Annotated in this window: 22 protein-coding genes and 1 tRNA gene; 1 reads left to right on the top strand and 22 read right to left on the bottom strand. The window is 34.4% G+C overall.

What is annotated here, in order from left to right; translation table 11 throughout:
- Positions 1 to 42 precede the first annotated feature (42 nt).
- The 6 genes from LE179_RS05630 to coaD form a co-directional block, all read right to left on the bottom strand.
- Positions 43 to 339: a hypothetical protein gene (locus tag LE179_RS05630; protein WP_374129400.1), complete on the bottom strand. Its 297-nt coding sequence runs from the start codon at positions 337 to 339 to the stop codon at positions 43 to 45.
- Positions 340 to 586: 247 nt separating this feature from the next.
- Positions 587 to 3,127, bottom strand: a complete 2,541-nt coding sequence (mutS, locus tag LE179_RS05625) for a DNA mismatch repair protein MutS (RefSeq protein WP_374129399.1) — start codon at positions 3,125 to 3,127, stop codon at positions 587 to 589.
- A gap of 8 nt (positions 3,128 to 3,135) precedes the next feature.
- A complete protein-coding gene (locus LE179_RS05620) occupies positions 3,136 to 3,693 on the bottom strand; it encodes a lytic transglycosylase domain-containing protein (protein WP_374129398.1) in 558 nt (185 codons plus the stop codon).
- On the bottom strand, positions 3,690 to 4,949 hold the full coding sequence (gene miaB / locus LE179_RS05615; RefSeq protein WP_374129397.1) for a tRNA (N6-isopentenyl adenosine(37)-C2)-methylthiotransferase MiaB: 1,260 nt from the start codon (positions 4,947 to 4,949) through the stop codon (positions 3,690 to 3,692). The genes LE179_RS05620 and miaB overlap by 4 nt, the downstream gene beginning before the upstream one ends.
- Before the next feature lie 255 nt (positions 4,950 to 5,204).
- Positions 5,205 to 5,873 (bottom strand): A24 family peptidase, encoded by a 669-nt coding sequence (locus tag LE179_RS05610; RefSeq protein ID WP_374129396.1) that lies wholly within the window; start codon positions 5,871 to 5,873, stop codon positions 5,205 to 5,207.
- A gap of 379 nt (positions 5,874 to 6,252) precedes the next feature.
- Entirely contained in the window at positions 6,253 to 6,756 is a 504-nt protein-coding gene (gene coaD / locus LE179_RS05605; protein WP_374129395.1) for a pantetheine-phosphate adenylyltransferase, read from the bottom strand.
- Positions 6,757 to 6,940: 184 nt separating this feature from the next.
- Here coaD and LE179_RS05600 point away from each other — a divergent pair, with 184 nt between their 5' ends.
- The gene (locus tag LE179_RS05600) at positions 6,941 to 7,768 is read left to right on the top strand and encodes a hypothetical protein (protein WP_374129394.1); all 828 of its coding nucleotides are present in this window, start codon (positions 6,941 to 6,943) and stop codon (positions 7,766 to 7,768) included.
- Between the two features lie 429 nt (positions 7,769 to 8,197).
- On the opposite strand, the gene LE179_RS05595 is transcribed toward LE179_RS05600, so the two are convergent.
- The 16 genes from LE179_RS05595 to LE179_RS05520 all read right to left on the bottom strand — a co-directional run bounded on the left by LE179_RS05595 (position 8,198) and on the right by LE179_RS05520 (position 24,845).
- The gene (locus LE179_RS05595; RefSeq protein ID WP_374129393.1) at positions 8,198 to 8,395 is read right to left on the bottom strand and encodes a hypothetical protein; all 198 of its coding nucleotides are present in this window, start codon (positions 8,393 to 8,395) and stop codon (positions 8,198 to 8,200) included.
- A 75-nt stretch (positions 8,396 to 8,470) separates the two neighbouring features.
- Positions 8,471 to 8,558: transfer RNA gene (locus tag LE179_RS05590), tRNA-Ser, on the bottom strand.
- Between the two features lie 202 nt (positions 8,559 to 8,760).
- On the bottom strand, positions 8,761 to 10,899 hold the full coding sequence (locus tag LE179_RS05585) for a hypothetical protein (RefSeq protein WP_374129392.1): 2,139 nt from the start codon (positions 10,897 to 10,899) through the stop codon (positions 8,761 to 8,763).
- A 1,605-nt stretch (positions 10,900 to 12,504) separates the two neighbouring features.
- A complete protein-coding gene (locus LE179_RS05580; protein ID WP_374129391.1) occupies positions 12,505 to 12,720 on the bottom strand; it encodes a hypothetical protein in 216 nt (71 codons plus the stop codon).
- A 368-nt stretch (positions 12,721 to 13,088) separates the two neighbouring features.
- The gene (rbr, locus tag LE179_RS05575) at positions 13,089 to 13,667 is read right to left on the bottom strand and encodes a rubrerythrin (RefSeq protein ID WP_374129390.1); all 579 of its coding nucleotides are present in this window, start codon (positions 13,665 to 13,667) and stop codon (positions 13,089 to 13,091) included.
- A gap of 339 nt (positions 13,668 to 14,006) precedes the next feature.
- A complete protein-coding gene (locus LE179_RS05570) occupies positions 14,007 to 14,450 on the bottom strand; it encodes a desulfoferrodoxin family protein (RefSeq protein ID WP_374129389.1) in 444 nt (147 codons plus the stop codon).
- Between the two features lie 182 nt (positions 14,451 to 14,632).
- Positions 14,633 to 15,823, bottom strand: a complete 1,191-nt coding sequence (locus LE179_RS05565) for an FprA family A-type flavoprotein (protein ID WP_374129388.1) — start codon at positions 15,821 to 15,823, stop codon at positions 14,633 to 14,635.
- A gap of 261 nt (positions 15,824 to 16,084) precedes the next feature.
- Positions 16,085 to 16,462, bottom strand: a complete 378-nt coding sequence (gene nifU, locus LE179_RS05560; protein WP_374129387.1) for a Fe-S cluster assembly scaffold protein NifU — start codon at positions 16,460 to 16,462, stop codon at positions 16,085 to 16,087.
- Positions 16,463 to 16,654: 192 nt separating this feature from the next.
- Positions 16,655 to 17,902, bottom strand: a complete 1,248-nt coding sequence (locus LE179_RS05555) for a cysteine desulfurase family protein (protein ID WP_374129386.1) — start codon at positions 17,900 to 17,902, stop codon at positions 16,655 to 16,657.
- A 6-nt stretch (positions 17,903 to 17,908) separates the two neighbouring features.
- Entirely contained in the window at positions 17,909 to 18,067 is a 159-nt protein-coding gene (locus LE179_RS05550; protein WP_374129385.1) for a rubredoxin, read from the bottom strand.
- 90 nt (positions 18,068 to 18,157) lie between these two features.
- Positions 18,158 to 19,909 carry a BatD family protein gene (locus tag LE179_RS05545; protein WP_374129384.1) on the bottom strand — a complete coding sequence of 584 codons (1,752 nt, stop codon included), beginning with the start codon at positions 19,907 to 19,909 and terminating at the stop codon, positions 18,158 to 18,160.
- A gap of 1 nt (position 19,910) precedes the next feature.
- Positions 19,911 to 20,843, bottom strand: a complete 933-nt coding sequence (locus LE179_RS05540) for a tetratricopeptide repeat protein (protein WP_374129383.1) — start codon at positions 20,841 to 20,843, stop codon at positions 19,911 to 19,913.
- Positions 20,840 to 21,832, bottom strand: coding sequence for a VWA domain-containing protein (locus LE179_RS05535; RefSeq protein WP_374129382.1), 993 nt, complete (start codon positions 21,830 to 21,832; stop codon positions 20,840 to 20,842). The genes LE179_RS05540 and LE179_RS05535 overlap by 4 nt, the downstream gene beginning before the upstream one ends.
- A gap of 156 nt (positions 21,833 to 21,988) precedes the next feature.
- On the bottom strand, positions 21,989 to 22,990 hold the full coding sequence (locus LE179_RS05530) for a VWA domain-containing protein (RefSeq protein WP_374129381.1): 1,002 nt from the start codon (positions 22,988 to 22,990) through the stop codon (positions 21,989 to 21,991).
- Complete coding sequence (locus LE179_RS05525; RefSeq protein ID WP_374129380.1) at positions 22,987 to 23,868, bottom strand: hypothetical protein; 882 nt, start codon at positions 23,866 to 23,868, stop codon at positions 22,987 to 22,989. The genes LE179_RS05530 and LE179_RS05525 overlap by 4 nt, the downstream gene beginning before the upstream one ends.
- A 68-nt stretch (positions 23,869 to 23,936) precedes the next feature.
- The gene (locus LE179_RS05520; protein WP_374129379.1) at positions 23,937 to 24,845 is read right to left on the bottom strand and encodes a DUF58 domain-containing protein; all 909 of its coding nucleotides are present in this window, start codon (positions 24,843 to 24,845) and stop codon (positions 23,937 to 23,939) included.
- Positions 24,846 to 24,921 lie beyond the last annotated feature (76 nt).

The following is a 24,921-nucleotide window of genomic DNA, read 5'->3' as shown; positions in this document are numbered from 1 at the left end:
CGATATTAGTAAAAACAAACACTTGCCATTGCTTTTTTTCTGCTATAGTTTGCCAATACTTTGTTTCTCCTTAGTATCGTCGTTTGACAATAAATGTTCGCCTTTACATCCTGCAGCTAAAATTCTATTGTCATTTAATAAAGCTATAGAATCAGAATAAAATTTACCCGTTGAAGTCGGCAAAGAAAATGAATAGCTGCTTCTTTCAATATTACGTACCCAGTATTTATTTTCTTCCAAACTGTCAATAATCAAAACGCGGCTTTCTTCTTCTTTGTTCATATCGTCAATAAGCTCATAAAAAATGTTTATTAAATATTTTTGTACCTTTAATCCCATCACTTACATCTTTTAGTCATGTAAATAATCTAAAAAAATTTCCTCATAAAACTGTTCATAAAGTTTTCCCTTATTTCTTCCGCTACGTGGAATATACGCTATCAAATATATGTATTACTATTGAAATTGAGATAAAAATAAGCCTGCATATCGCCGCCAAAAATGGAGCCAAGCCATAAGTGACGTAAAGTCCAATTAAGTACATAAGTTGCCGCACAGCAAAGTACGAAATTAAAATATGATGCGCTTATTTATATTTATCTTTCCAATCGCGTAATATATTAAATGCTTCTATGGGGCTTAAAGAATTTATATCAATATTTTTTAATTCTAATAAAATCTGGGGTTCTTGAGGTTTGTATTTGCTGAAAAATTCAATCTGCGGATTTTCATTGCGTTTTGGCAACTTAATGGTATTTGCTTCTAGTTTATTTAAGATTTTATAGGCTCTTTCTATAACCTGATGAGGTATTCCTGCAACTTTTGCAACGTGTATTCCGTAAGATTTATCAGCGCTGCCCTCAACTATTTTATGTAAAGGTATGACGTCGCCGTTCCATTCTTTAACATCGACGCTATAATTTGCCACGCCTTTAAGTGTTTTTGAAAGCCCTGTGAGTTCGAAATAATGCGTTGCAAAAAGTATTTTTGTGCCTGCATTTGCTTTTCTTTTTTCATCTGCAAAAAATTCTATTACTGCCCAAGCTATGGACATTCCGTCGTAAGTTGACGTTCCCCTGCCCACTTCGTCGAGAATTATAAGGCTCCTTTGTGTGTATTGGTTTAGAATGTTTGCGGTTTCCAACATTTCAACCATAAACGTTGATTCTCCGCCTGCGAGATTATCTCCAGCTCCGATTCTTGTAAATATTCTATCGATAAGCCCTATTTCTGCACTGTGAGCCGGAATAAAAGATCCGGTTTGAGCCATTATCACAATAAGCGCCGTTTGTCTTAAATAAGTGGATTTTCCCGACATATTTGGTCCGGTGAGAATCATTATTTTTGAGTTTTCATCAAAAGTAATATCGTTTGCCGTAAATTCGCCGTTTTTTAATATCTTTTCCACAACAGGATGTCTGCCGTCCTTTATAGAAAGCTCTTTACCGTCTGAAATTTTAGGGCAGACGTAATTGTATTCCACTGCATTTGCGGCAAATCCGCAGAAAATATCAATTTCTGAAATGGCCTGCGAAGTCTTTAGAATATTTGTAGTAAAAAGAGATATTTCTCGTATTAAAGTATTAAAGATGTTGCTTTCAAGTCTTAAAGTTTTTTCCTGCGCGGACAATATTTTTTCTTCAAAGATTTTCAATTCTTCGGTTATATATCTTTCGCCAGATGCAACAGTCTGCTTACGCACATAATGTCTTGGCGCCGATACAATGTTTGATTTGCTGATTTCTATATAATAGCCAAATACTGAAGTATAACCTATTTTTAGATTATTTATTCCGGACGCAGCTCTCTCTTTAGCTTCTAGATTGGATATGTAAACTTTTGCATCAGACGACATTTGTCTTAATTCGTCAAGCTCTGCGTTGACGCCTTTTTTAATTACGTTGCCGTCTTTCAAAGATATAGGCGGTTCATCAAATAAATATAACGAAATTTTATCTATTACTTGGGTGTTATCAGGAATGTCAAAATCCAATCCGTCTGTGGACTTTATAATTTTTAGAATGTTATTTATTATCTTTAATGAGTTTTTTAATGCCGCTAAATCTTTAGGTGTTGCGTTGCCTGAAGAAATTCTTGCAATTATTCTTTCAATATCGGAAACAGTTTTCAATTTTTCAACAATTTCTTTCCGTATATTTGAGTTCTCTATAAAGAATCTCACAGCATTTTGTCGGTTTTCAATTTTTGAAATATCTAAAAGCGGTTTTATAAGCCACTGTCGTATAGTCCTTGCGCCCATAGGCGTTTTTGTCGAGTCCATAATTGAAAGCAGCGAATTCTCAGTTTTTCCAGTTGCCATAGAGTTGAGAAGTTCAAGATTTTTTATTGCTACGGTGTCTAGATGCATAAAGTCTGAATTTCTTGTGTATTTTATATCTGAAAAGATATCGACGCTTTGCGGCTGCATTTCCTTTATATAAGCGAGCAGTGCTCCGCAAGCGCAGAGTATTTCTTTTTTATTAAGCCCAAACTTTTTTACAGCGGTGACATCAAAAAGCTCCGCTATTATCTTTTTAGCTTTTTCAATATCAAAAAAAGAATTGTTTATATCTGAAACAGGCAGTTTGAGTTTTGTCATGAAATCTGATATGTATTTGTTTTGCATATTGCCGGCGGATATAATAAGTTCGCCAGGATTATATTTTGATACTTCCGTTTCAATAGATTTTAATGTTGTCTCAGAAGTGAAAAATTCGCCTGTCGATATGTCGGCTGCCGCAAATGCTGCGCACATTGTAATTTCATCAAAAGTAACTGACATTAAAAAATTATTTTCTTTTGATTCCAAAAGAGTATCTTCTAAAATTGTTCCGGGAGTTATAACTTTTGTAACTCCGCGTTTTACAATGCCTTTTGCGGCTCCTGGTTCTTCAAGCTGTTCACAAATGGCGACTTTGAAACCTTTTGTTATAAGTTTTCTTATGTAAGAATTTATCGAATGGTGAGGAACTCCGCACATCGGCGTTCCCGCTCTTTGCGTAAGCACAACCTCAAGAATGGGAGCTGCTTTTATTGCGTCGTCACCAAACATTTCATAAAAATCTCCTAAACGAAAAAACAGCACCATACCTGAATATTTGGCTTTAATATCCCAGTATTGTTTCATTAACGGCGTTAGATTTTCAGAAAATTTTTTAATTTTTCTACTCCCTGATATATCTTATAAGTAAATATTATAGACAGGACATAATATCTTGTTTCTTTAAAAGGTATTTTACATATTTTGTAACTTATTTCAGGATTTTTTTTGTACCAGCTTTCAACATTTCCTATTCCTGCATTGTATGCTGCTAAAGCCAAAATCAGATTGTTGTTATAATAATTTAAAAGCTTTCGCAAATAATATGTCCCAAACATTATATTTATTTCAGTTTCTTTAAGGCTTTTATCGGAATAACCCGTAATATTTAACTGATTTGCAATTTCCAATGCGGTTTTAGGCATTATCTGCATAAGACCGACAGCGCCTCTATTTGAAACGGCGTTGGGATTTAAATTTGACTCTTTTTTCATAACAGCTTTTACAAGCAGAGAATCTACGATAAAACGTTTAGAATATTTAATTACGTAAGTTTCATACGGATTTTTATCAAATAATCCAATTTTTTTTTCAAGATTGAAGAGAAGACATATTGTTAAAGCTAAAAGAGTATATCCGATAATTCTTTTCATATAATGCTGCCAAATAACGAATTTACCTTTGCTTCTTTTATATTAACATTAATATGTTTGCCAAGATACTCCTCTTTGTCGCCTTTTGCGAAAACCTTACGACCACCTCTTGTTCTCGCTTTTATAATGCCGTTTTTAATTTTTTCGACTAAGACCTGCTGAGTGCTTCCTATTATCTCCGAAACAATTTCAATAGAAATTTTATTTGCCTCTTCAAGTGTAACCGCATGACGTCTTTTTTTTTCTTGTAAAGGCACATCGTCGATCATTCCAAATGCTTTTGTGTTCGGACGAGGAGAATATTTGAAAACATATAGTCCGTCGAATTTTATTGTCTTTACCGCTTCTAAAGTATCTTCAAAATCCTCGTCGGTTTCTCCGGGAAAACCTACGATAATATCAGTTGTTACACTTATGTCGGGTATGGCGGCTCTTAATTTTTTGATTAATTTCAGATAATGTTCGTGAGAGTATTTTCTGTTCATTGCTTTAAGGATTTTATCGGATGCAGATTGCATAGGAAGATGAATATGGGAACATACTTTTGGTTCTGTCGCCATAATTTTTATCAAGTCGTCGCTTAAATCTTTAGGATGGTTTGTCATAAATCTTATTCTTTTAAGATTCTCTATTGCCGCAACTTTTTTAATTAACGCCGCAAAATTTACGTCTTCACATTTATACGAGTTTACATTTTGGCCTAAAAGCGTTATTTCTCTTGCACCGTTTTTTACCATTGAGGAACATTTATTTACTATTTTCTCAAAGTTTATACTTATTTCCTTTCCTCTTACAAAAGGCACTGTACAATATGAACAGTAGTTGTCGCAGCCTTTCATAATGGTAACGTATCTTGTGACTTCAGATTTTATTTCAGAATTTACTTTTTTTGCAAAGTTGCTCATATGGAACAAATCCATAATTCTTAAAGCGGCGTTGTCAATATCTTTCGCGCCTATAATTAAATCGACGCTGTTAAAACGTTTTTTAATCTTAGAGCCAAGTCTTTCTGCCATACAGCCGATAACGACTACTTTTATACTGGGGTTTTTCTGTTTAAACTCTTTTATTCTGCCGAGGTAGGAGAAAGCTTTTTGTTCTGCCTGTGCTCTTACGGAACAGGTGTTTAATATAGCTACGTCTGCATCTGATAAGCTGCTTACTTTTGACGCTCCATAGGCTGAAAAAACAGAACTAAGCACGTCAGATTCGCACATATTCATCTGGCAGCCTATTGTTTCGATTAAATAGTTCAATAATTTATCCTGTATAATTTAGTCATATTATACAAAATTATATTGCATGGCAGAGCCGTCTGCAGTTTTTTGGGGTTTTATATTTGTGTTAACTTTGATTTTTTTTGCAAGTCTGCCGATTGGAATAAAAAAATCTCAATTTCAAAATAAAAAGCTGAAAACACCAAAAGGCAAGCAGTGCGGGTCAACCGCCAAAAGTTAAAATATTTTCGTGATATGAGACAAAAACATTCTATGTCCCGTTGACCGATGACCTTACATAGCTATAATTTTATTTAGCCAATGCATTTCCCATATGAAAAACGTATTGAGAAATGACGACGGCTGCGGAAAAAATATAGTTATGAAAGATGCTGACGACAAAAACGGACCGAACGGAATATATTCTTTTTTTTCGATTTTCTTTGCAGCCAGAAGTATTAAGCCTGCTATACTTCCCGTAATAGCCGCAAAAAAAATTGCAAAAAGCGCTTTTTCCCAGCCGATAAAAGCGCCAACGCCTGCCATAAGTTTAACATCCCCGCCGCCCATAACTTCTTTTTTATAAATTAGTTGCCCTAGAAGTCCAGCGATGAGCAAAACGCCTCCGCCGGTAAGAATACCTAAAATAGAATTAGCAAATCTTGGCAGATATGTTCCGCCTAGAACTGAATTCATAAAACTAAATATAACGCCTGTAATAATTAAAAGGATTGGAAATATTACGGGTATTATTCTATGGAAGTAATCTACTACTGAAACGAAAATCAGTGAGAATGTAAAAAAAGCAAATAAAATGAATTGAAATGAAAAAGAAAACTTATAAAAAAGAAATGCCAAAGAAAATGCCGAAAGAAATTTGACAAAAGATGTTTTATATATGACATTTCCGATTTTAAATCCTATATAAAAAACTAAAAGCAATCCCAAATAAAAAAATATCATCGTTTACAATTTACTCAGTTTATCATAAAAATAGTTTATCCGAATTTGTTATTTTATTCTGTCTGCAGAGTCAGGACGTATCGGCAGCTTTACGCTTTGCCACCTCTAAGCTATCGGTATTGTTTTCATTATCGCGCGTAAATTGATATTGAATTTGATTTTTTACAGTGGACAATAAACATACGAATTTCCTATATGTAGTCTTTTGCAATAATAAACCGTGGTATTTTTCAGCATTGTCTCCATAGTAAATATTACGTTTTTCAAATAAGTAAGTTCTGTTTTTATAGCTGTTTCTTCAGATTTTTTTTAAATGTCTGAGAATTTTAGGGCGGCAAAAAGGTAGAAAATTCGTTTATAATAGCAATTATGTCATTACTCAATTGCTTTTTGACAAATTGGCAACGCGTTTTTCTAATTCTTTTTCCACGCATTCGGGCACGAAATTTTTAATATTCCCCCCAAGCATTGCAATTTCTTTTACCATGCTAGAAGAAAGAAATGTATAAGACTGGTCTGTCATTAAAAATATTGTTTCAATTTTTTTATTTAGCTTTCTGTTCATCAATGCCATTTGAAATTCATATTCAAAATCAGAAAGAACTCTCAATCCTCTTATTAAAACAAAAGAGTTGATATTCTCGAGGTAATTTGCCAGAAGTCCCGAAAAAGATGATATTTTTACATTTTTCAGCTTCTCTGTGATTTTTTGCAACAGATCAATTCTTTCTTGCAAAGAAAAGATGTGCTTTTTATTTATATTTTTTGTCACTGCAATTATTATTTTCGGAAATAAATGCGAAGCTCTGATTATGATATCTAAATGTCCTTTTGTAGGCGGATCAAAACTTCCTGGATAAACTGCCAAAATTTTTTTTGTCATAATCAAAATTTATATCAATTTTCAAATTGTTTTGTCAACGCGAAAGATGATTTTAGAAGTTTCTAACGAAACCCAAAATTGAGTTTATTACAGTTTTATATTATACTATTAAAATAGAAATTGAAAGTTGTTTTTGTGAAGTTTTGCAGGTAATGTGTTAAATCTCGTTTACTTAGGTGGGAAAATGAAGAAAATTTTTTATTTTTGTGCCGCCTTATATTTGTGTTATATGATGTTGTGTTGTAACGCTTATGCTGAGGGAACGGAACTGACTGCCAGCGGAAACAAGGAGTTGGTTAGTTGGAATAAGGAGCTGGCTACCGAGAATGAAAATCTGATTGACGGTAATAATAAGTTGGTTTGCGAAAATAAAAAGTTATATAACGAGAACGATAAGTTGGTTGCCGAGTGCGAAAGGTTAAGTGCTGAATGCTATAAATTGGTTAATGAGACTAGGAAATTGACTGGCAAAAACGATAAGCAGATTAGCGAGAACATAAGGAGATATACCGAGAACGTAAAGCAGGCTAATAAGAGCGTTCAGCAGGTTAATGAGAACGCGGAGCTAACTGTCGAAAATAAGAAGCGTATTGCAGAGACAAAAAAACTGCTTGCCGAGTATGAGAAGCTCAAAAATGAAAATAAGAAGTTGAGGGATGATAACGAAAAACTAGCTGACAAAAACGATAAACAGATTGTCAAGAACTTAAAACAGTATGCCGAGAATGTAAAAGTGTTTGATGAGAAAATAAAACGGTGTAAAAGTAATGCCGAGCTGATTAATGCGAACGCGGAACGGTTTAATGTGAATAGAAAACAGTTTAAAGAGAACATTAAGCTGATTAATGAGAATTTAGAAGCTGCCGATTATGAGAGATTTATTTTTCGCGATAAGAAGTTGCTTAACGAACATGAAAGACTGACTGGCGAAAGCGAAGAACTGCGTGCCAAAAATAATAAGTTAGTTGAAAAATTAAATAATCTGTATATAAGAAAGTTGGTCGACATTTAGTACAACTGAGAAAAGTAAAAGGATGCACGATGCGAGTTTTAACCTCTATCATCGTCTGAAAAAATAGAAAAGAATTAAATACCTCTTTTGATGTATGGAAATGGAAATATGTAAAAAAAGAGAGTATAAAGTTTTCTAGCTGTTCCGTTCCTATAAGTAAGAACAGAAATTTATATTGTCATTATTTGCCATTGTAAATAAAGCAAAGAATCCAGCTGTTTGTTATAGCTGCTAAAGCTGATTATAAAAAACTTATAGCATTCCCAGTGAAAGATGGAACTTATTTTAGCGTTAAGTAACCTTGAAAAAGGTAAACGTCAAGAATTCATATACTAAACTTTAAACCAAATAGATATCTATTTGGTTTGTGCCTGACATGCTTTTTTAATTCAATCTTCTATAATATCATCAAGACTATCAAACTAGTTTTTAAATATTCCATATAGATATTGCATTGGCGCTGTGATTTAATAGTCTAGGTTTGTCGGTAAGGAAAATTAGCGTTCCAAATCCAACGTTTCCTAATACTCTCAGTTTCTCAAAATTAATTATACCTTTTTTAAGATTTCCTGTATTTTTATCTCTATGAGATATAACTTTCCAACTTGAGTTTTGAATTATGCTCATATCCGCTTCCATAGTCAATATAAAAGGGTTGCAAGTGGTTCTATTCTTTTAGGCTAACAGCGAATAATATAAAAACGGAGAGGGAGGGATTCGAACCCTCGATACGGTTTCCCGTATATCAGTTTTCGAGACTGACGCCTTAAACCAACTCGGCCACCTCTCCAATTATTTGGCTAAATATCAAGCTTAATAAAATATAACAAACTATATAGACCTAACCATAACTATGTTCCGCGATTGCTCATAATTTCGCGCTTACCTCTAAACTTGTTTGCCTTGCCTTATTTGGCAATAGCAATACGGTTCAATTTTCTCCAGAATCTTTGAATTATAAAGAATATTTTCAGAATTTCGTAAAGGATTATCTATTGCCATGGGTGAAAGATTTCGTCGTTATCAAGATTCCATGTTGCTTTTTTGTCGGAAGACGTACTTGTTTTTGCGTTGAGTTTAAGAGAGAATTCGCTTTCTTTGTCCGCTTGTTTTTTCCACGTTATACTGAAATTATAGCAATGCAAATCTCTGTAAAGCCTAAATTCATATTCATTTATTTTACTGTTCGATATAGAGTCAAATGGGATTGTTGTTTTTACATTGAAATCTAATTTCCATTTGGGAGTGAGCCATATTCCAACTCCTAAAATATTATCAATTTCGCGGTTTCTGTAAAGATTCAAGAATTTATCATATCTTTGATAAAAAGTGCCAAAATTTAAATATACTTTCTCTAGGTTGCCGATTATTAAATCTAGCTTGAGAGAATTGAATTTAAACGTATCTAGAAATTGTTTTTGTCTTATGAATTGTTCTTGTCTTATGAATACAGTCATATCAGAATTGAGAGTCCACATTATTTCTGTGACAAAAGGCAATGGCAAATATTTGTTTAAATTATACGCAAAAAAGTTTTGAACTGCAACGCTCTCTCCGAAATACATGTTATTATTGAAAGACAGAGAGTTTTTTTTATTTCTCAGAGTTTTAGTGCCTAAGGATTTCGTTTTCGTTATTGCATTTGTTATTGCATAATTGACATTCCAGTCCATCCAATCTGTAACTCTAAATCTCGCATTTGAAGAATATGTGTATTTTATGAAAAAACCGCCGTATTTTTCTTCTCCAAAATCATCTTTATTGAAATGTTGTACCGTTATTTTTAGAGCAGGAACTAATGTAAACTGGTTTCCAAATTTAAAATCTCTCATCAATTTGTAATAGAAAAAACTGTCGTTTTTACAAAAGGGCTCCTTATTTTTAGAAAGAGTTCTGTAAACGTTTTGGTGCATAAAATAGAAATTGTGTATTACTCCTAAAAAAATTTTTCTAGAATAAGACGCTAACTCCGCTTTGGGAAGAACTGCATTTAATCTTTTCGTAGGTTTATCAGTGCTAGGTTTATCAGTGCTGCGATACATGAAACTTATATTTAAATTTGTGTCAGATCCTTGTCTTGTCACAGAGGCATAATAATTATGATTATAAGAAGGATAATTCCCCTGCAAAAACGATAAATCTATAGACTTATCATAATTAAGATCATAAGGAGGATGATTCCCCTGCAAAACCGATAAATCTATAAGCTTATTGTTACGCTTCTGCTTATTAAACTTATCGTTACGCTTCTGGTTATCAAGTTCTATATCTATATTGTTCTTAAACCGTGCCATCCATCGCATGCTCCACGTACTGTTTATTACATGTAAGTAATCAGACGTTACTTCACACTTTTTAAAATTGTTAGTTTCATTAATATTGATATCTCCATTTGCATTTTCCGCTAAGTAATCAATTTTTATTCCGTAAGAACTTTCTTGTTTTCTAAAAAAATCAGCAAAGACTTTTCCTTTTAAAGATTTGCTTAACGCGCATGAGATTACCGTATTTAAATACATACTTTTATTTTCAAATTTTGGATTAAACTCAATTTTTAAATCTGATCCGAAAGATTTATCATCTTTGAGAGATTTTGTAAATATTGGAAGATAAAATACGGGAACTTTCCCGATATAAAAAACGGCATTGTAAACGGTTAATCTTTTATTTAGTTCAAGTCTTCCGTGCTTTGCCCTGAAATGAGTGTGAGGGTTGTCTAAATCACATTTTGAAAACTTTATAGCTTTTATTACATATATATCTTTGTTCTGCATTTCTATAGATTTTGCTTGAATAAATGTAGAAGAAGAATATCCAAAAGTTTCATCTATATGTCCGGTTTCTTCGTCGTAATTATACGTAGCGCTCTCTGCATAAATTATAGTTCCAGACTCTTCAACCTTAACATTCCCGAAAGCTTTCACAGTTTTTTTGTCAAATTCTATATAATCGGCAGATACTTTTCTATTCTCCCAGTTAAAAACAGCATTGCCCTTTGCGAAAAGCTTCCCGACTTGTTCATCATATTCGAGATTATCTGCAAATATATCAATCTCACAAGTGAAAGCACTCAGAGCCGATAATAATATGACTGTAAAAACTATGATTCCCTTAAATAAAAATTTTTTCATTGAGAAAATTACTGCTTATGAAGCATTGCAGCGACTGTAACTCCAAGTTTACGCGTATATTTTGAGGTTATAATTTTACAAATTTTTACCGACAATTTAAATGCCATTTTCCTTAATTCCATTTGATGCGAAATCCATAAAGTATTTGCCTACTTAACCGCATATCTTTTGCAGTTTTATCTCTGTCTATGGTGGCTTTAAATAGTAATTGAGACGTTGTTAGCGAATAATTTTTACCCATAGATTTGTCAATTATAGGTAAATTGTTTTTTTCAAATACTCAGCCAGCGTATTCTAACAGATATTTCGCGTCTATGAATGTCTCCACTCGCCTATTGTTTCCATATTTACAGATTCAAACCAGCAATCATAACTCCACTGCAGGTATTTTTTCTTTTAATTCCTCTCTTATTTGTCTTTTAAATAAGGCATATGAAACGCTATAGTCAAATCTTAACATCTTTCTCGCTTATTTTCGCGTACCTTTTGTTTTCATAATATAATAGAAATACAAATAGTGGTTAAACCTCAGATAAGGAGAGTACAACTTTATTTGGACTAATATATCTAGTATGATTGGTAACATCGCAACTTTCAGCTGATTATTGAAAAGTATTTGCTAAGTGCAAAACAGCAAGTTCATCAAGAAATTAGAGCGTTCTCTCGTCGCTCCTTTTTCAATTTATATTATAATAAAGCAGGCTTTTAATGTTTCGCAACAGTATTAAGTCTTTAATTTTTTGTATATTGTATTTTTACGGAGCAGCTTTAAACGCGAGTCGCTCCATTCTTATTTTAAAAAGAAACTGAAGTTTCCTATAAAAAAGGCAAAGGCATAACGCGACTTAATAAGCAATATAACAATATGCCAGAACGCTGTAAACAAGGCTCAAGAGAACGCGCGAGTTCAATGTTGTTAGCAGACGCCTTCACGTTCTTTTACACAAATACTTGTAATATTTAAAATACTTAAAATAAGAATAAACAAAAACAGTCGTAGTCACCGAAGTCCAACTAAGAACATGCGTACACCGATAAGAATGAAAACACGACAAAAAAGCGAGTAGATAAAAAGAGATAAAAAAAGCGCCAGTTACTTTTTAAAAGATAAAAATTGTAAGGGAAAAGACCCAAGACATCATAAGAAGCGCGACGATAAACGAAATAAGAAACCATATCCAATACTCTTTTAGGGACGTTATCGGAAACAATATAGGGAAGAACGTTATCAAGAACGCTTCTCTAGAAGGTTCAGCACGCGGCAAAAAAATAAGGAAAGCAAGAAGAAAAACAGAAACACAAAATAATAAAAATAACAAAAACTTTATTTGTTACTTTCTTACTCTCTAACTTTTGGCGGATTTAATGCCAAAAAGAATAACTCTACATCTCAGAAACGAACATAACAGAAAGAAAAGAGAAAAAAACAGCATTTTAATAGTATTTTAAATTTTAAAAAAACAGTTATACTTTTACTAATCTTTTCAGCGATTCCTCTTGGCTAAGTTGATATTGAAGCTGGCTAATCTGCTGGTTTAATTCTTGAAAATACCCATTAGCTTGACACAAAATTTCATCGTACTTTTTATCCGCGTTCGTTTTAGTTTAATTAAGTTTGGTTTGAAGATTAAGATTCTGATTTTTAAGCCGACTGTTTGTATTTTTAAGACCACTGACAACATCATTCGCTGTACGAAGGTCATTCTTTACTTGAGCTTTTTCTTCCAGAAGTTTGATATTCATTGCCATCGTGGAGTCAGGTTTAATACTTTCCTTAAGCTGTTTGTTTTTGTTTGTAAGACTTTCAACCTGCTTTTTCAACTACAGTTTCTCGTTCTCTGCTTGCCCTTTCTCCTTTGCGTCCTCAACTATAAACTAGAACATAGTGAGCGTTCCATTGTTGTATATTCTGTGATGTTTTTATTAGTTTGTCGCTCATTGTCTTTTTTGTTCTTTAATTTAATTTTGGAAGCATTACAATATTTCCCAAAAAAGGCGATCGCAGTCTAGCTTGTTCCTTTATTTCTTCTATCGGAGTAACTTTTTCCTCATTTCTGAGAAAAGTTAATTGTTGTTTTAATACTATTATACTCCTGCTTAATTGCGAAGATTTTTCATATGTTTCTATTTTTTAATCTTTTTCATTTATTTTTCTCATACACGCTTTATCTAAAGAGTACAAAGTATGCTTAAAAATTACCGGTTAATTCTTCCATATATGCTTTAGGATGAAGGCAAGCCGGACATTTTTCTAAAGCCTCCTTACTTTCATATACGTAACCGCAGTTGCGGCATCTCCATTTGACAGTTATATTTTTTTTGAAAACTTTGCCGCTTTCAAGATTACTGAGAAGTTTCAAATACCTTGTTTCATGATGTTTTTCAGCAATAGAAATTCTTCTGAAGCATTCAGCTATTTCAGGAAAACCTTCTTCGTCGGCAATTTTTGCCGCTTCCGGGTAAATTTTTGAATGTTCTTCATTTTCGCCCGCTGCGGAGAGTCTTAAGTTTTCAACGGTGTTATTTATAATTCCGGCAGGGAAAGTCCCTGTAATTTCGAGATTGCCGCCTTCCAAGAATTTAAAAAATCTTTTTGCATGTTCTTTTTCATTATCTGCAATTTCCGCAAAAACTGCAGAAATCTGTTCAAATCCCTCTTTTTTTGCTTTTGAAGCAAAATAAGCGTATCTCATTCTCGCTTGAGACTCACCTGCAAATGATTCTAACAAACGTTTTTCTGTTTTTGTTCCTTTAATTGATCTTGCCATAGTTGTTTTATATCCTCCATATAGAATAATAACTACTCACAACAACAAATTACTACTGCCGCACCCGCTCAAAACATTTGAGTAGTTGACGATACGGGAAAAGATGTCTATTAATAACGCTATCGAGAAAGATTTTATCCTTTAAAATCCCGTATCTATCGTTCTTTTTTTAAGATTCTTTTCAAAGACTCTGCTTTTTCACAATAAAAAACAAAATTCTGTTTACTGTGGCGGCGATTGTAAGTGTATGACAACGGCAGTTTTCCGATTAAACATTCCGGAGGCAATAGATAAAAAAGACTTTATCACCATATCCATATCATACTTTGAAGCTTTAAATTATTCCACTTTTACTTCATTAAACCATTTGCCATGCACATTACAACTTTCTATAACCTGAACCTTGCCTTTTGTACCGTCTTTTAAACGAATAACCGCAGTAGGATTAATATCAGATGTAAGCATAATATTTTCAATAAATTTATTATCAATGTAAAAAGCTATTTCCATTATATGATGTTCCGGCAAAGCAGGATGGAGAATTTCTCCGATTTTTACGCGAACGTCTATATAGTCTGCACCTGGAATTAAACCGCGTTTTCTGACTACCACAAATGAAGGTATGTGTTTTTTTTCCGTTTCGCCGGAAATCGCTTTAAAATCCATCATTTTGTAAGCGTCTTCTTTATCTTCAAATACGTTTTTTGCGCGGCAAACAGGACACTGTTCCCTATTTCCATCTAAAGCTATGTAACCGCACACCTTGCAAACCAATCCTTTCATAATACCTCCTTCAGATATCCTGTTGATTTTTATTTTTGGGGGACTTTTCAAAAGCTTCAACCCATCATAGAGCGATAGAAAATAGCTTAGCGACATACCTCAGACTACAACATTTTTGAATAATATAATCCAGAAAGAATATTAGACTATTTATCAAAAAAACAAACGACTTTCTCCTATTTTCATTTTTCGTTTTTTATTTTTAAAGCAAAAGTTTTCCCAGCCTCAAAACATTTATCAAGCTCGTCGCCAGTCGGATTGAAAACAACCCGCAAGGACGGTTCAAAAGCGGTCACGCTGGAAACTGTGTTTTCTATATCTCCAGCGGCTTCCCCGCTCCAACCGTAAGAGCCAAATGCAAAAGATTTACGTCCCTTAGCTTTCGATCCTTTAAGAAAATGCAGGAACCCCGCCAGAACAGGAAGCATTTCTCCGTCATGCGTCGACGAACCAAAAATCCAGCCTTCCGCATCAAGCATATATGAGGCGATATCCGTCCTGTCATTTTTTGTTACATCAAATAAAATGGCTTCAACACCTTCTGAAGTTATGCCTTCAATAATTTTTTTTGCCATTTTTTTAGTAGAGTTCCACATCGTTTCATAAACAACTGCGACTCTATTTTGGCAGGAATGAGACGACCAATATAGATATTTCTGCATAATTTCAGGTATATGTCTGCGCCATACAAGTCCATGACTGGGAGCAATAAACTCAATCTCAAGATTTAGTTTGCTTATTGCGGAAAGTTTTGCGGCAATAAGCGTATTGAAAGGCCAAAGTATGTTTGCATAATATTTTTGCGCTTCATCTATTAAAGCGGCAAAATCGACTTCGTCATCAAAAACTTTGTTTGTCGCGTAGTGTTGACCAAAACCGTCATTTGAAAATAAAATCTTGTCATAAGCGGAATACGTAAACATACTGTCAGGCCAGTGTATCATCGGCATATCTATAAAGTCAAAAGTTCTTCTGCCAATATTTAAGCTTTGTCCGGATTTCACGGCAGTCCAGTTGCCGCTTAGTCCGTAATATTTTAAAAGCCCCTGTCTCGCTTTTTCGGTTCCGTAAATTTTTGCATTTGGACACAATTTTAATATTTCAGGAAACGCTCCGGAATGATCCGGTTCAATATGGTTAATAACTATTATGTCTATTTTGGAAACATCCACGATTTTCTTTATATTTTCTATCAGTTCTTTTTCAAAACCTTTACGAACCGTATCAATTAAAGTAACTTTCTCATCGACAATTAAATAAGAATTATAAGTAACGCCTCTTCTTGTCACATAAGTATGTCCGTGAAAATGTTTTTCATTCCAATCGATTGCACCAACTGCATAAACCCCGTCTTTTATTAATCTAGCCGCCATAAAAAAACTCCTCTTTTATAGTACAGAAAATCACGCCTGCCGACAAAAACGCTGTAATTACCGTACTTTTTTGCCGTAAAAAGACAGATATCTCTTTGTACATCTAGTCTTGCAAACAGAACATTTTTTAAAATATCTCTTATTCTTTGTTGGCACAGAAAGATTTGCAAAATTTAAAGGAATGGCAAAGCTATTTCCAATCTTGTTTCACAATGAAAACAGGAAGGATCTTGATATTTAGGCATCTGAAGTTCAAGAATATTATTTTTTCCGTTTAGCATTATAGTTTTCAACGGCTTTATGCAATGCATCTGCTCCCAAATTGGAACAATGCATTTTATTTGACGGCAATCCGCCTAAAGCTTTTGCGACGTCCGCGTTTGTAAGATCCATGACTTCTTCGAGCGTTTTTCCCATCACCATTTCTGAAACCATTGAAGAAACAGCTATTGCCGCACCACAGCCGAAAGTTTTAAATTTCACATCTTCAATTTTATTGTCTTTAACTTTTATATAAAAAGTCATCATATCGCCGCATACCGGATTTCCCACTTCTCCGACGCCGTCGGCGTCTCTTATTTCTCCGACATTTCGCGGATTTGCGAAATGATTCATAACTTTTTCTGAATAAAACGCCATTCATATCCTCCAGCAATATTCTTTACCGCTTATTTTTATCTCAACAACAATATACTGCTCAAATTCGTCAAAAGATTATCTCTTCCATGGGAGTGTGCGATGACCCAAATCTTTTTCTCCCTCTCTAAAGCGTAGAGAAGCAAAGAAAGATAGTGGCTGCGAGGAAAGTTCATTTTTCATTTCACTCCCGACTTACTTTTCTATATCACAGTGATCATCAAAATCAGCGCCCGGTCCCGCCGATTTTCTACTGCCGGTCCGCAGAAAATACGAATACAGAGGCGACATATCTCTCAGTCTTTTAACGATATTCGGGAACTCCTCTACAACATAATCTATCTCTTCTTCCGTATTAAATTTTGACAAAGTAAATAGAATTGAACCCTGCCCAACTGCAACGTCAACATCCATAGCATTTAAAACATGCGAAAGTTTAAGATTCTTATTGGCGCATGCAGAACCGCTTGCCGCCATGATTCCCTTGGCATCTAAAAGCAGAAACAGCGCTTCCCCTTCAACAAATTCTATTGAAAAATTTACATTTCCCGGCAGACGGTTTTCACGAGTACCATTTAAATAAATATATTCTATTTTCTTAGGAAGCTCGTCAATAAGTTTATCTCTTAATTTCTGGACAGTCTTAGCGTTTTTTGTAATTTCACCTTTAACTATTTCGCATGCTTTTCCAAAACCGACAATAGCCGGAAGATTTTCAGTTCCGGAACGTCTAGAATTTTCTTGAACTCCGCCCTCTATTTGAGAACTAATTCTCACGCCTTTTTTAAGATACAGCGCTGCTGCACCTTTAGGTCCGTACATAGAAGAAGCCGAGAAAGTTAAAGCATCAACCCCTAAATCTTTAACATCTACGGGAACTGTTCCGCATGCACCGACTGCATCTGTATGAAAAGCAATAAAGTCGCTTGCGCTGCCACTTTGCTTAACTGCAGAGACTAATTTCTTTACGTCTTGGATTGTGCCTACTTCTGGATTCGCATATTGTATAGACACTAAAATCGTATCTTTTCGCAACGCTCTTTTCAGTTCAGCTTCGCTTACATTGCCTTTACTATCAACCGGAATAAAACTTACTTTAAAACCTTCTTTTTCAAGTCTTTTCACAGGATTTAAAACTGAAAAATGTTCGATTGAAGAGACAATAATATGTCTCCCCTTAGTTTTTAAAGTGGCGACAAGACCTTTTATCGCTAAATTATTTGATTCCGTACCGCAGGATGTAAAAATAACTTCCTCGCTATCTGCATTGATTAAATCTGCAGCTTGCCGTCTTGCTATTTCAAGAGCGTCTTTGGAGAAAGAACCAAAAGAGTAAATGCTTTGGGGATTTCCGTAATGCTCAATAAAAAACGGCTTCATAGCATCAAATACTCTTTCGTCAAGTTTAGTGTTCGACTGGTTATCAAGATATATATATTTCATAAGTTGCTACTCTTTTTCAAAAGCACTTTTAGGAGCGCCGCATACCGGACATATCCAGCTGTCGGGAAGCTGTTCAAAAGGAGTTTCCGGAGCAATACTTTCGTCAGAAAAACCTGAGTCAGGATTATAAACATAACCGCATACCGAACATTTCCATTTTTCCATAATATTCTCCTTATTTGAATCTGAGACTGATTACTTTGATAATTATCTATATTTAATTTATAGCTTTTTTTGCAAATGTTTTCACCTTTCTCATTTTTTTAAATTTAGAGTCAGAGTTTTAACATCATTTAATAATGCGTTCGCGGAATCTTTGTCTAAATTTACAGAAGCAAACTTATAAAAGTCAAACCTCTCCAACATGTTTATTATTTCCGCAATTTTTTCATCATTCGCACCTTTCACCCGCAAATTATACGCTATCTTGTCTCTCTGTAAATTATCCGATACTACGCTAGTCTCAATATTTATGATTTCAATCAAAGCTTTATAAACTAAATTCATTGCGACTTCAAAATTGTTTTCGGAAATTTCAACTTCGGCTTTTTTTATAAGTTTCTGTATTCCAGCAAAATGAGAAACTTTTAATTTTTTTAATGGATTCCTGGATATTTTATCTACATACATTTTATAACACGCACTCAAAACAAGCAATATAATAAAAGGAGCAAATATTAAATAGAATGCAGGTTTTTCTATAAGATGTCCTTTGTACATTTCAAGAGTTTTTATATGCTTATTGCAGTTTATGTCTTTACGCACCATGTTTATCTTTGATTTATCTTCGACATTCTCTTTAGGATATACAGCCATGCCACTTACGGTAATTTTTTGCGGAGTCGTTTTTATGGTTTCATATTGTTTCTTTACGGGATTAAAGAAAGAAAGACTTACCGCGGGTATTTCCTTTTCGCCCGGCATAAGTGGAATAAATATCGTTTTAAACTTTTTTGAATTACCGGAAGTATTCGCGATTATAGTATCATACTTCTTAAAGCTGTCATAAACGCCAAAGTTTATATTACTTACGCTTTTCATATTTCCGCTGCCGCTTACAATCACGGTCAAAGTTACAGGTTCGTTCGTATTAACGTCCTTTTTATCAATAGAAGCTTTAATTTTAAAATCGCCTATAGCCCCCGAAAAATCAGATGGTTTACCTCCCTGAGGTACGGGGATAACTTTTATTTCTATTGCATTGGTTTCTAAAACTTTAGTTTGTCCGTTTTTCATATCTGCAAAAAAATTAAAAAAATCATCCGTGATGGAAGATGCTGAAAAATCCATAACAGATACTTTTAATTTCGCAGGTAAAATTGTCTTTATTCCAGTTCCGACAGGGTATAAAACTGTTTCCATTTCGTCGACGCGATAATTTAAACCGTCCACAACCTCAAAATGACTTTTAAGTTTTGAACCGTCGTTCCAAAAACCTGAAAAATCCGGCGGATAATATTCAGGGTTTGATGCTAGATCAACATTTGTATAAAAACTGAACTTATAAACCAGCTTCTCATTTTCATAAGCGGTTTTCTTATCTACAGAAGCTTTTACAAAAGCTTTTCCCGATGTATTTTGCAACGGCTGCTGTTGACTATTGCCGACAGGAATATTCTGAACGCTTTGAGTCGGGATAACTTCAATTTCTATGCTTTCCGTCAGATATGTTTTACCATTAAACGCTATTTCGGCAGGCTGTATTGTAAATTTCCCTATTCTTTTTGGAGCTAAAGTATAGCTGTGCGTTACGCTAACGCTTGTCTTGCCGTTGATTACAGATATACTCTGCGAAGTAGACTTTCCAAATCTATTGAAATCCGGCAAAGCGTCCATTTTATGCTCCGGAAGATTTGCGCCCCCTCCATTTACTGTAATCGAATATACAAAAGACTCGTTTAACGACACGGTTCTTTTATTTACAGACGCCTCAAAATAAACGGCATCGGCATATGCCGTAACAGATGAAAAAAGCAATGCGGCAAGCAACAATATTTTCTTAAACATTTTACCAATCCTCTTGAGGTTGATTTAATGCTAATTTTTTATTTTTACCTCTTAACTTACCGGCTTTTTTGTCGGCTTCGTCATAGTAATTCAAAAACATTGCCTCAGACATATTCCTTTTATCTTCTCGAGATATATTTCCATTAGGCGCTTTATCTCCAGTCAGTCCTGCTTTTTTTAATGCTTTTATTTTACCGTTTATTTCCTGCTTTTCTTTCTCTATGTCTTCCCGTGATTTCTGCTGTTTTTGAATTTCATCTTTGCCTTGAGAATTCTGTCTTCCAGCGCTCTGCCCCTTTTGTTTATCTAATTCTCGCTGCTTTTTCTCGTTTTCTTTTTGGGATTTATCATTCTGCTCCACTTGTCTCTTCAAATTCTGTTCTTCATTGTTCTGCCGCTGACCGCTGTCGTTTTGTCCTTCCTCTCCGCGGCTTTGCTTTTTCCGCCAATCATCTTTCTGTCTGTTACTCTTACTATTATTTTGTCTGTTGTCTTTTTCATTTAGCTTCAATAGCGCTGCTTCAAGATTATATTTTGCATCTTTATCGCCGGGGTTTAATTTTAACGATTTTTTATATAAATTAACAGCTTTCTCAAAATCATTTTTACTGTACTCTATATTTCCTAAGCCGTATAAAGCTGTAAATTTTTCATCATCGCCGGCATCTAAAGAATTTAACACACTGTTATATTTCGTTTGCGCTTCATCAAATTTACCCAGTTTATATTCTGCTCCCGCGGCATTGTTTAATATGTCGTAGTTACTTGGTAATTTTTCAAGTTCTCTGTTAAAATTTTCAGAGGCGGCTTTAAAATTTCCGTCATTAAAACACTTAACGGCTTTATTGTTCCCTTTTATATCCTTATGCGAAAAAATCAAAAGAAAAATTAGCAAAGTCGTCGATAAAGCTAATAAAAATATTTTCAGTTTCATATCTTACGCCTCAGCGGAAAGAAAAGTTCCGCAAACAGCGCGATCAAACCAAGAAGCAAAAATGTTTGAAACCTGTCAATTTTATTGTTTCTTTCGCTGACTTCGCTGTTGTTTTTATCCAAATTGCGAATAGTTTTTAAAAGCAGTGGATAATTGTCTTCATCTGAGACATTAAAATATCTTCCGCCTGTTTCTTCGGCAACAGTTTTCAATAAAACAGAATCTAATCTACTCATAACTATTTTCCCGCTTTTGTCTTTTACATAATCTCTTGCCACGCCCGTTTCGTCCCTAATTGGAATAGGAGCGCCTTCATGTGTTCCTATTCCAACAGAAATAATTTTTAAGCCCGCTTCTTTTGCCGTACACATAGCTTCTTTTATTTTTGGGTCGCGATTTTCGCCGTCACTTATCAGAAACATTATCCCGCCACCTGCAGCTCTGCTACTTACCGCTTTTGAAGCAAGCGCAACCGCATCGCTTATTCTCGTACCGCCCAAAGGAAGATTGTCTGTTTCAACGTTTTGTAGAAACATTTTTAACGCCTGCAAATCATAAGTCATAGGACATTGCCACATCGCTGTCCCAGAAAAAACGATAATACCAATTTTTTCGCCAGGGTTTTTCTCAACAATCTCTAAAATCATCATCTTCGCTTTTTCAAGCCTATTTGGTTTTAAATCTTCGGCAAGCATACTTCTTGAAATGTCCAAAGCTATAATTATTTCAGAAGATTCTTTAACTACTGTTTCCACTTTTTTTCCATACTGCGGACGCGCCATCGCGAGAATAATAAAAAAAAGACCGATAAGAAACAAAACGTGCTTTATCGCATAAGCTTTTAAATTAACGACCACAAGCGTTGGTATATTTATTCGCGATATCAAGAGCCTCAATGCAGTTTTTCTTTTTTCAAATGCAATGTAAAGGAAAACCGCTAACGCCGGTATTAACAAAAGAAGCAATAAATAAATTTTATCCGCAAACATATTTCTTTCCTTCCGTTTTTCCTGCCTGTCATTTCTAGACAGATAGAAGCTTCTAAAAATTCTCTATAAGTCCGGATATTTCAAGAACTTCACTCTCTCAGTATGTCGCTTTCTGATCTTTGCCGTTTATTCTGTCATCAATTTTCCATTTTGCCATCAAGGAAGTTTCCTCAAATAAGCGTTCTCTAAAATAATTATGAGCAGTAGCAAAATAAAAGCTGGAATCAAAAAATATTTATACAGCTCGCTGTAATTAGTAAACTGCACGACTTCAATCTCGTATTTTTCCAGCTTATCTATCTGTTTCATTGTGTTTTCAAAAGACTTTGCATCTCGCGCCATGAAGTACTCGCCGCCGGTATTACGCGTTATTTCTTTTAAAACATTTTCATTAATCGCATCTTGCGTATATCTAACTTTTCTTTTACCAAAAAACGGATCGTCTATCTCATAAATCGCGCCCTCAGGGCTTCCCACTCCTACGGCATAAATTTTTATATCATAGCTTTGAGCTATTCCTGAAGCGGTTACTGGATCAATTTCGCCCGCATTGTTATTGCCGTCGGTAACAAGAATTATAATCTTACTTTTAGCCTGACTGTCTTTTAATCTATTGACGGAAGTCATTATGGCAGAACCTATCGCCGTACCATCAAGTCCAGTGTCTCCGATATTTATATTTTTTATAAATTCGGCAAGAGAACCTTTGTCAGTCGTAAGCGGACACTGCGTAAAAGCAAGCCCTGAAAAAATTACAAGCCCTATCCTGTCATATTTTCTTTCTTTAACAAAATCCTGCGTAACTTTTTTTGCGACTTCCATTCTATTTAATGGTCTAAAATCAAGAGAACACATACTCGTTGAAGTATCGAGCGCTATCATAATATCGATACCTTGATCGCTTGACTGTTCAAAAGTTTTCCCAACTTGCGGTCTCGCAAGCGCGACGATAATTAAAATCAGCGGAACATATCTTAAAATCTTCAAGATATTCAAAAGTACTATTTTAAATCCCGTGTCACCATTTTTAAGTAAACTTACACGTGGAAAACTGATATGAGAGTTAAAAGAGTTTTTCTTTGTAATATTAATATACACATACGCAAACACAAGCGTTGGAAAAAATATTAAAAGATATATAGGACTTGCAAATCTCATAATAACTCCAAAAGTTTTTTTGTAAAATTACAATTGTTCTCTATTTCAATTTTACTCGGCGTAAAATTGGCATATCTCGCCAAATTAAATGTTTTCAAATAATTTTCAAACTCAACATTTATCTCTTCAGGAATAAAAGTCTTAACTTTGCCGAAAAATTCCGACGTCGTCATTCTCATAGCGTTAAAATTGTACCGTTCAGACGCATAAGTCCTTAAAATTTCAGACATTTTATAATAGAAAATCCTTGCGCTTACGCCGTTTCTGTTTTTATATAAATTGCTTAAGGCGTCTAATGCTCTGGTTTTAGAGTCAATTTCAAGCCGTTTTGGCTTCCTTATGAGTCCCGCAACGGCTTTTGCAACGAATATGGCGCAAATGATAAGCAATACTAACGCAATAATCGTTAAAAAAATATATATGGGTTTAACTTTTAACTTTTTTAAAGCTTTTATATCTTTTATATCTTGTACTGTCTCGTTTCCGACAATACTTATAACTTCAATCCGCGCTTCAGGCGTAAAAAACAAATTGTCAGTTCCGTCAGAATTTATGTAAAAAACCGCCAGTCGATTTAACGTAAGAGTTCCGGTTTTATACGCCGCGATATTAAATTTTAATTCGTAAACATTTTCCGCATCGGATACGCGATTGATATCTGAGCTTATAATATCAAAGTCGGCAAAATCAAAGTTTTGCGCTGCACTTATCTGGGCATTTTGCGGTAGTTGTACTTTTATGGTAAATTTTACTATATCGCCGATAAAAACCTTATTTTTATCTAATGAAACGTTTATTCTTTCCTGCGCGTGCAAGGACACATAAATACAGAGAATAAACAAAACATTAACAATAATATATTTAAAATGTTTACACATTTTTATTATGCCTTTAGTGCATCAAAAAGTTGTATATTGTTACGAAAATCAAAGGTTTTCCGAAATGACTATATCCGACGTATTCGTCTCTCTCTTTCTTTAAAAAATCTTATAAGCGGTTTTATATAAGTCCCGTCTGTATTCAAATTTATGACACTAACTTTCGCTTTTTGAAATATTCTGTCAGTTTTCTTTTTAAAAGATTTGCTTTTCCGTTTAAACGATTCGGACATAGCAGAAGTATCAATTGTTATCATTTCTTTTATTTCCGGATCTTTCATTTCAACTAAACCCACTGACGGTAAGTCGTTTTCTCTGTCATCTTCTATTCTCACGCATATCAAATCGTGCCTTTTTGCAGTTATTGCCAAATCTTTCTCATAGTTTTCGTCCTGAAAATCTGAAATGAGGAAAATAACCGCTCTTCTGCGCCATATTTCATTTATTGTTTTCAATGCTGACGATATCGAAGTTTTTGTGCCAGATGGATTTGAATCGAGTACTTCATCTATGATTCTCAAAACGTTGTTTCTACTTTTACGAGGCGTGATAATTTTCTCAACTTTATCGGTAAAAGAAAGCATTCCAACCCTGTCGTTATTTTTTAAAGAAGCAAACGCCAAAAGAGCCACCACTCCGGCGGCAATTTCAGATTTTAATTTGTCTGCGCTGCCAAAACACTGTGATGACGAAATATCTATAAGGAAAATTATGGTAAGTTCTCTTTCTTCCGAAAAAAGTTTTATATAAGGTTTGCCATAGCGAGCTGTAACATTGCGGTCAATACTTCTAAAATCATCGCCGATTTGATATTCCCTGACTTCGGCAAATTCTATTCCCTGCCCTTTAAAAACACTTTGATACTCTCCAGCGAATATTTCACTTACAAGCTTGTTCGACTTTATTTCAAGTCGCCGTACTTGCTTCTTTAATATATCCTTATCCGATACATAACGATCCAAAACATCTGCTGTCATTAACACACACCTAAAAATAGTCGAGAACGGAATTAAAAACAACGATGCATTGCAGTTCGCAATTAAGCTTACATTA

Origin of the sequence: Candidatus Endomicrobiellum agilis (assembly GCF_020328115.1) — a bacterium.
In the GTDB taxonomy this organism is placed as follows: Bacteria; Elusimicrobiota; Endomicrobiia; order Endomicrobiales; family Endomicrobiaceae; genus Endomicrobiellum; species Endomicrobiellum agilis.
This window is presented reverse-complemented; position numbering and strand designations above follow the sequence as displayed.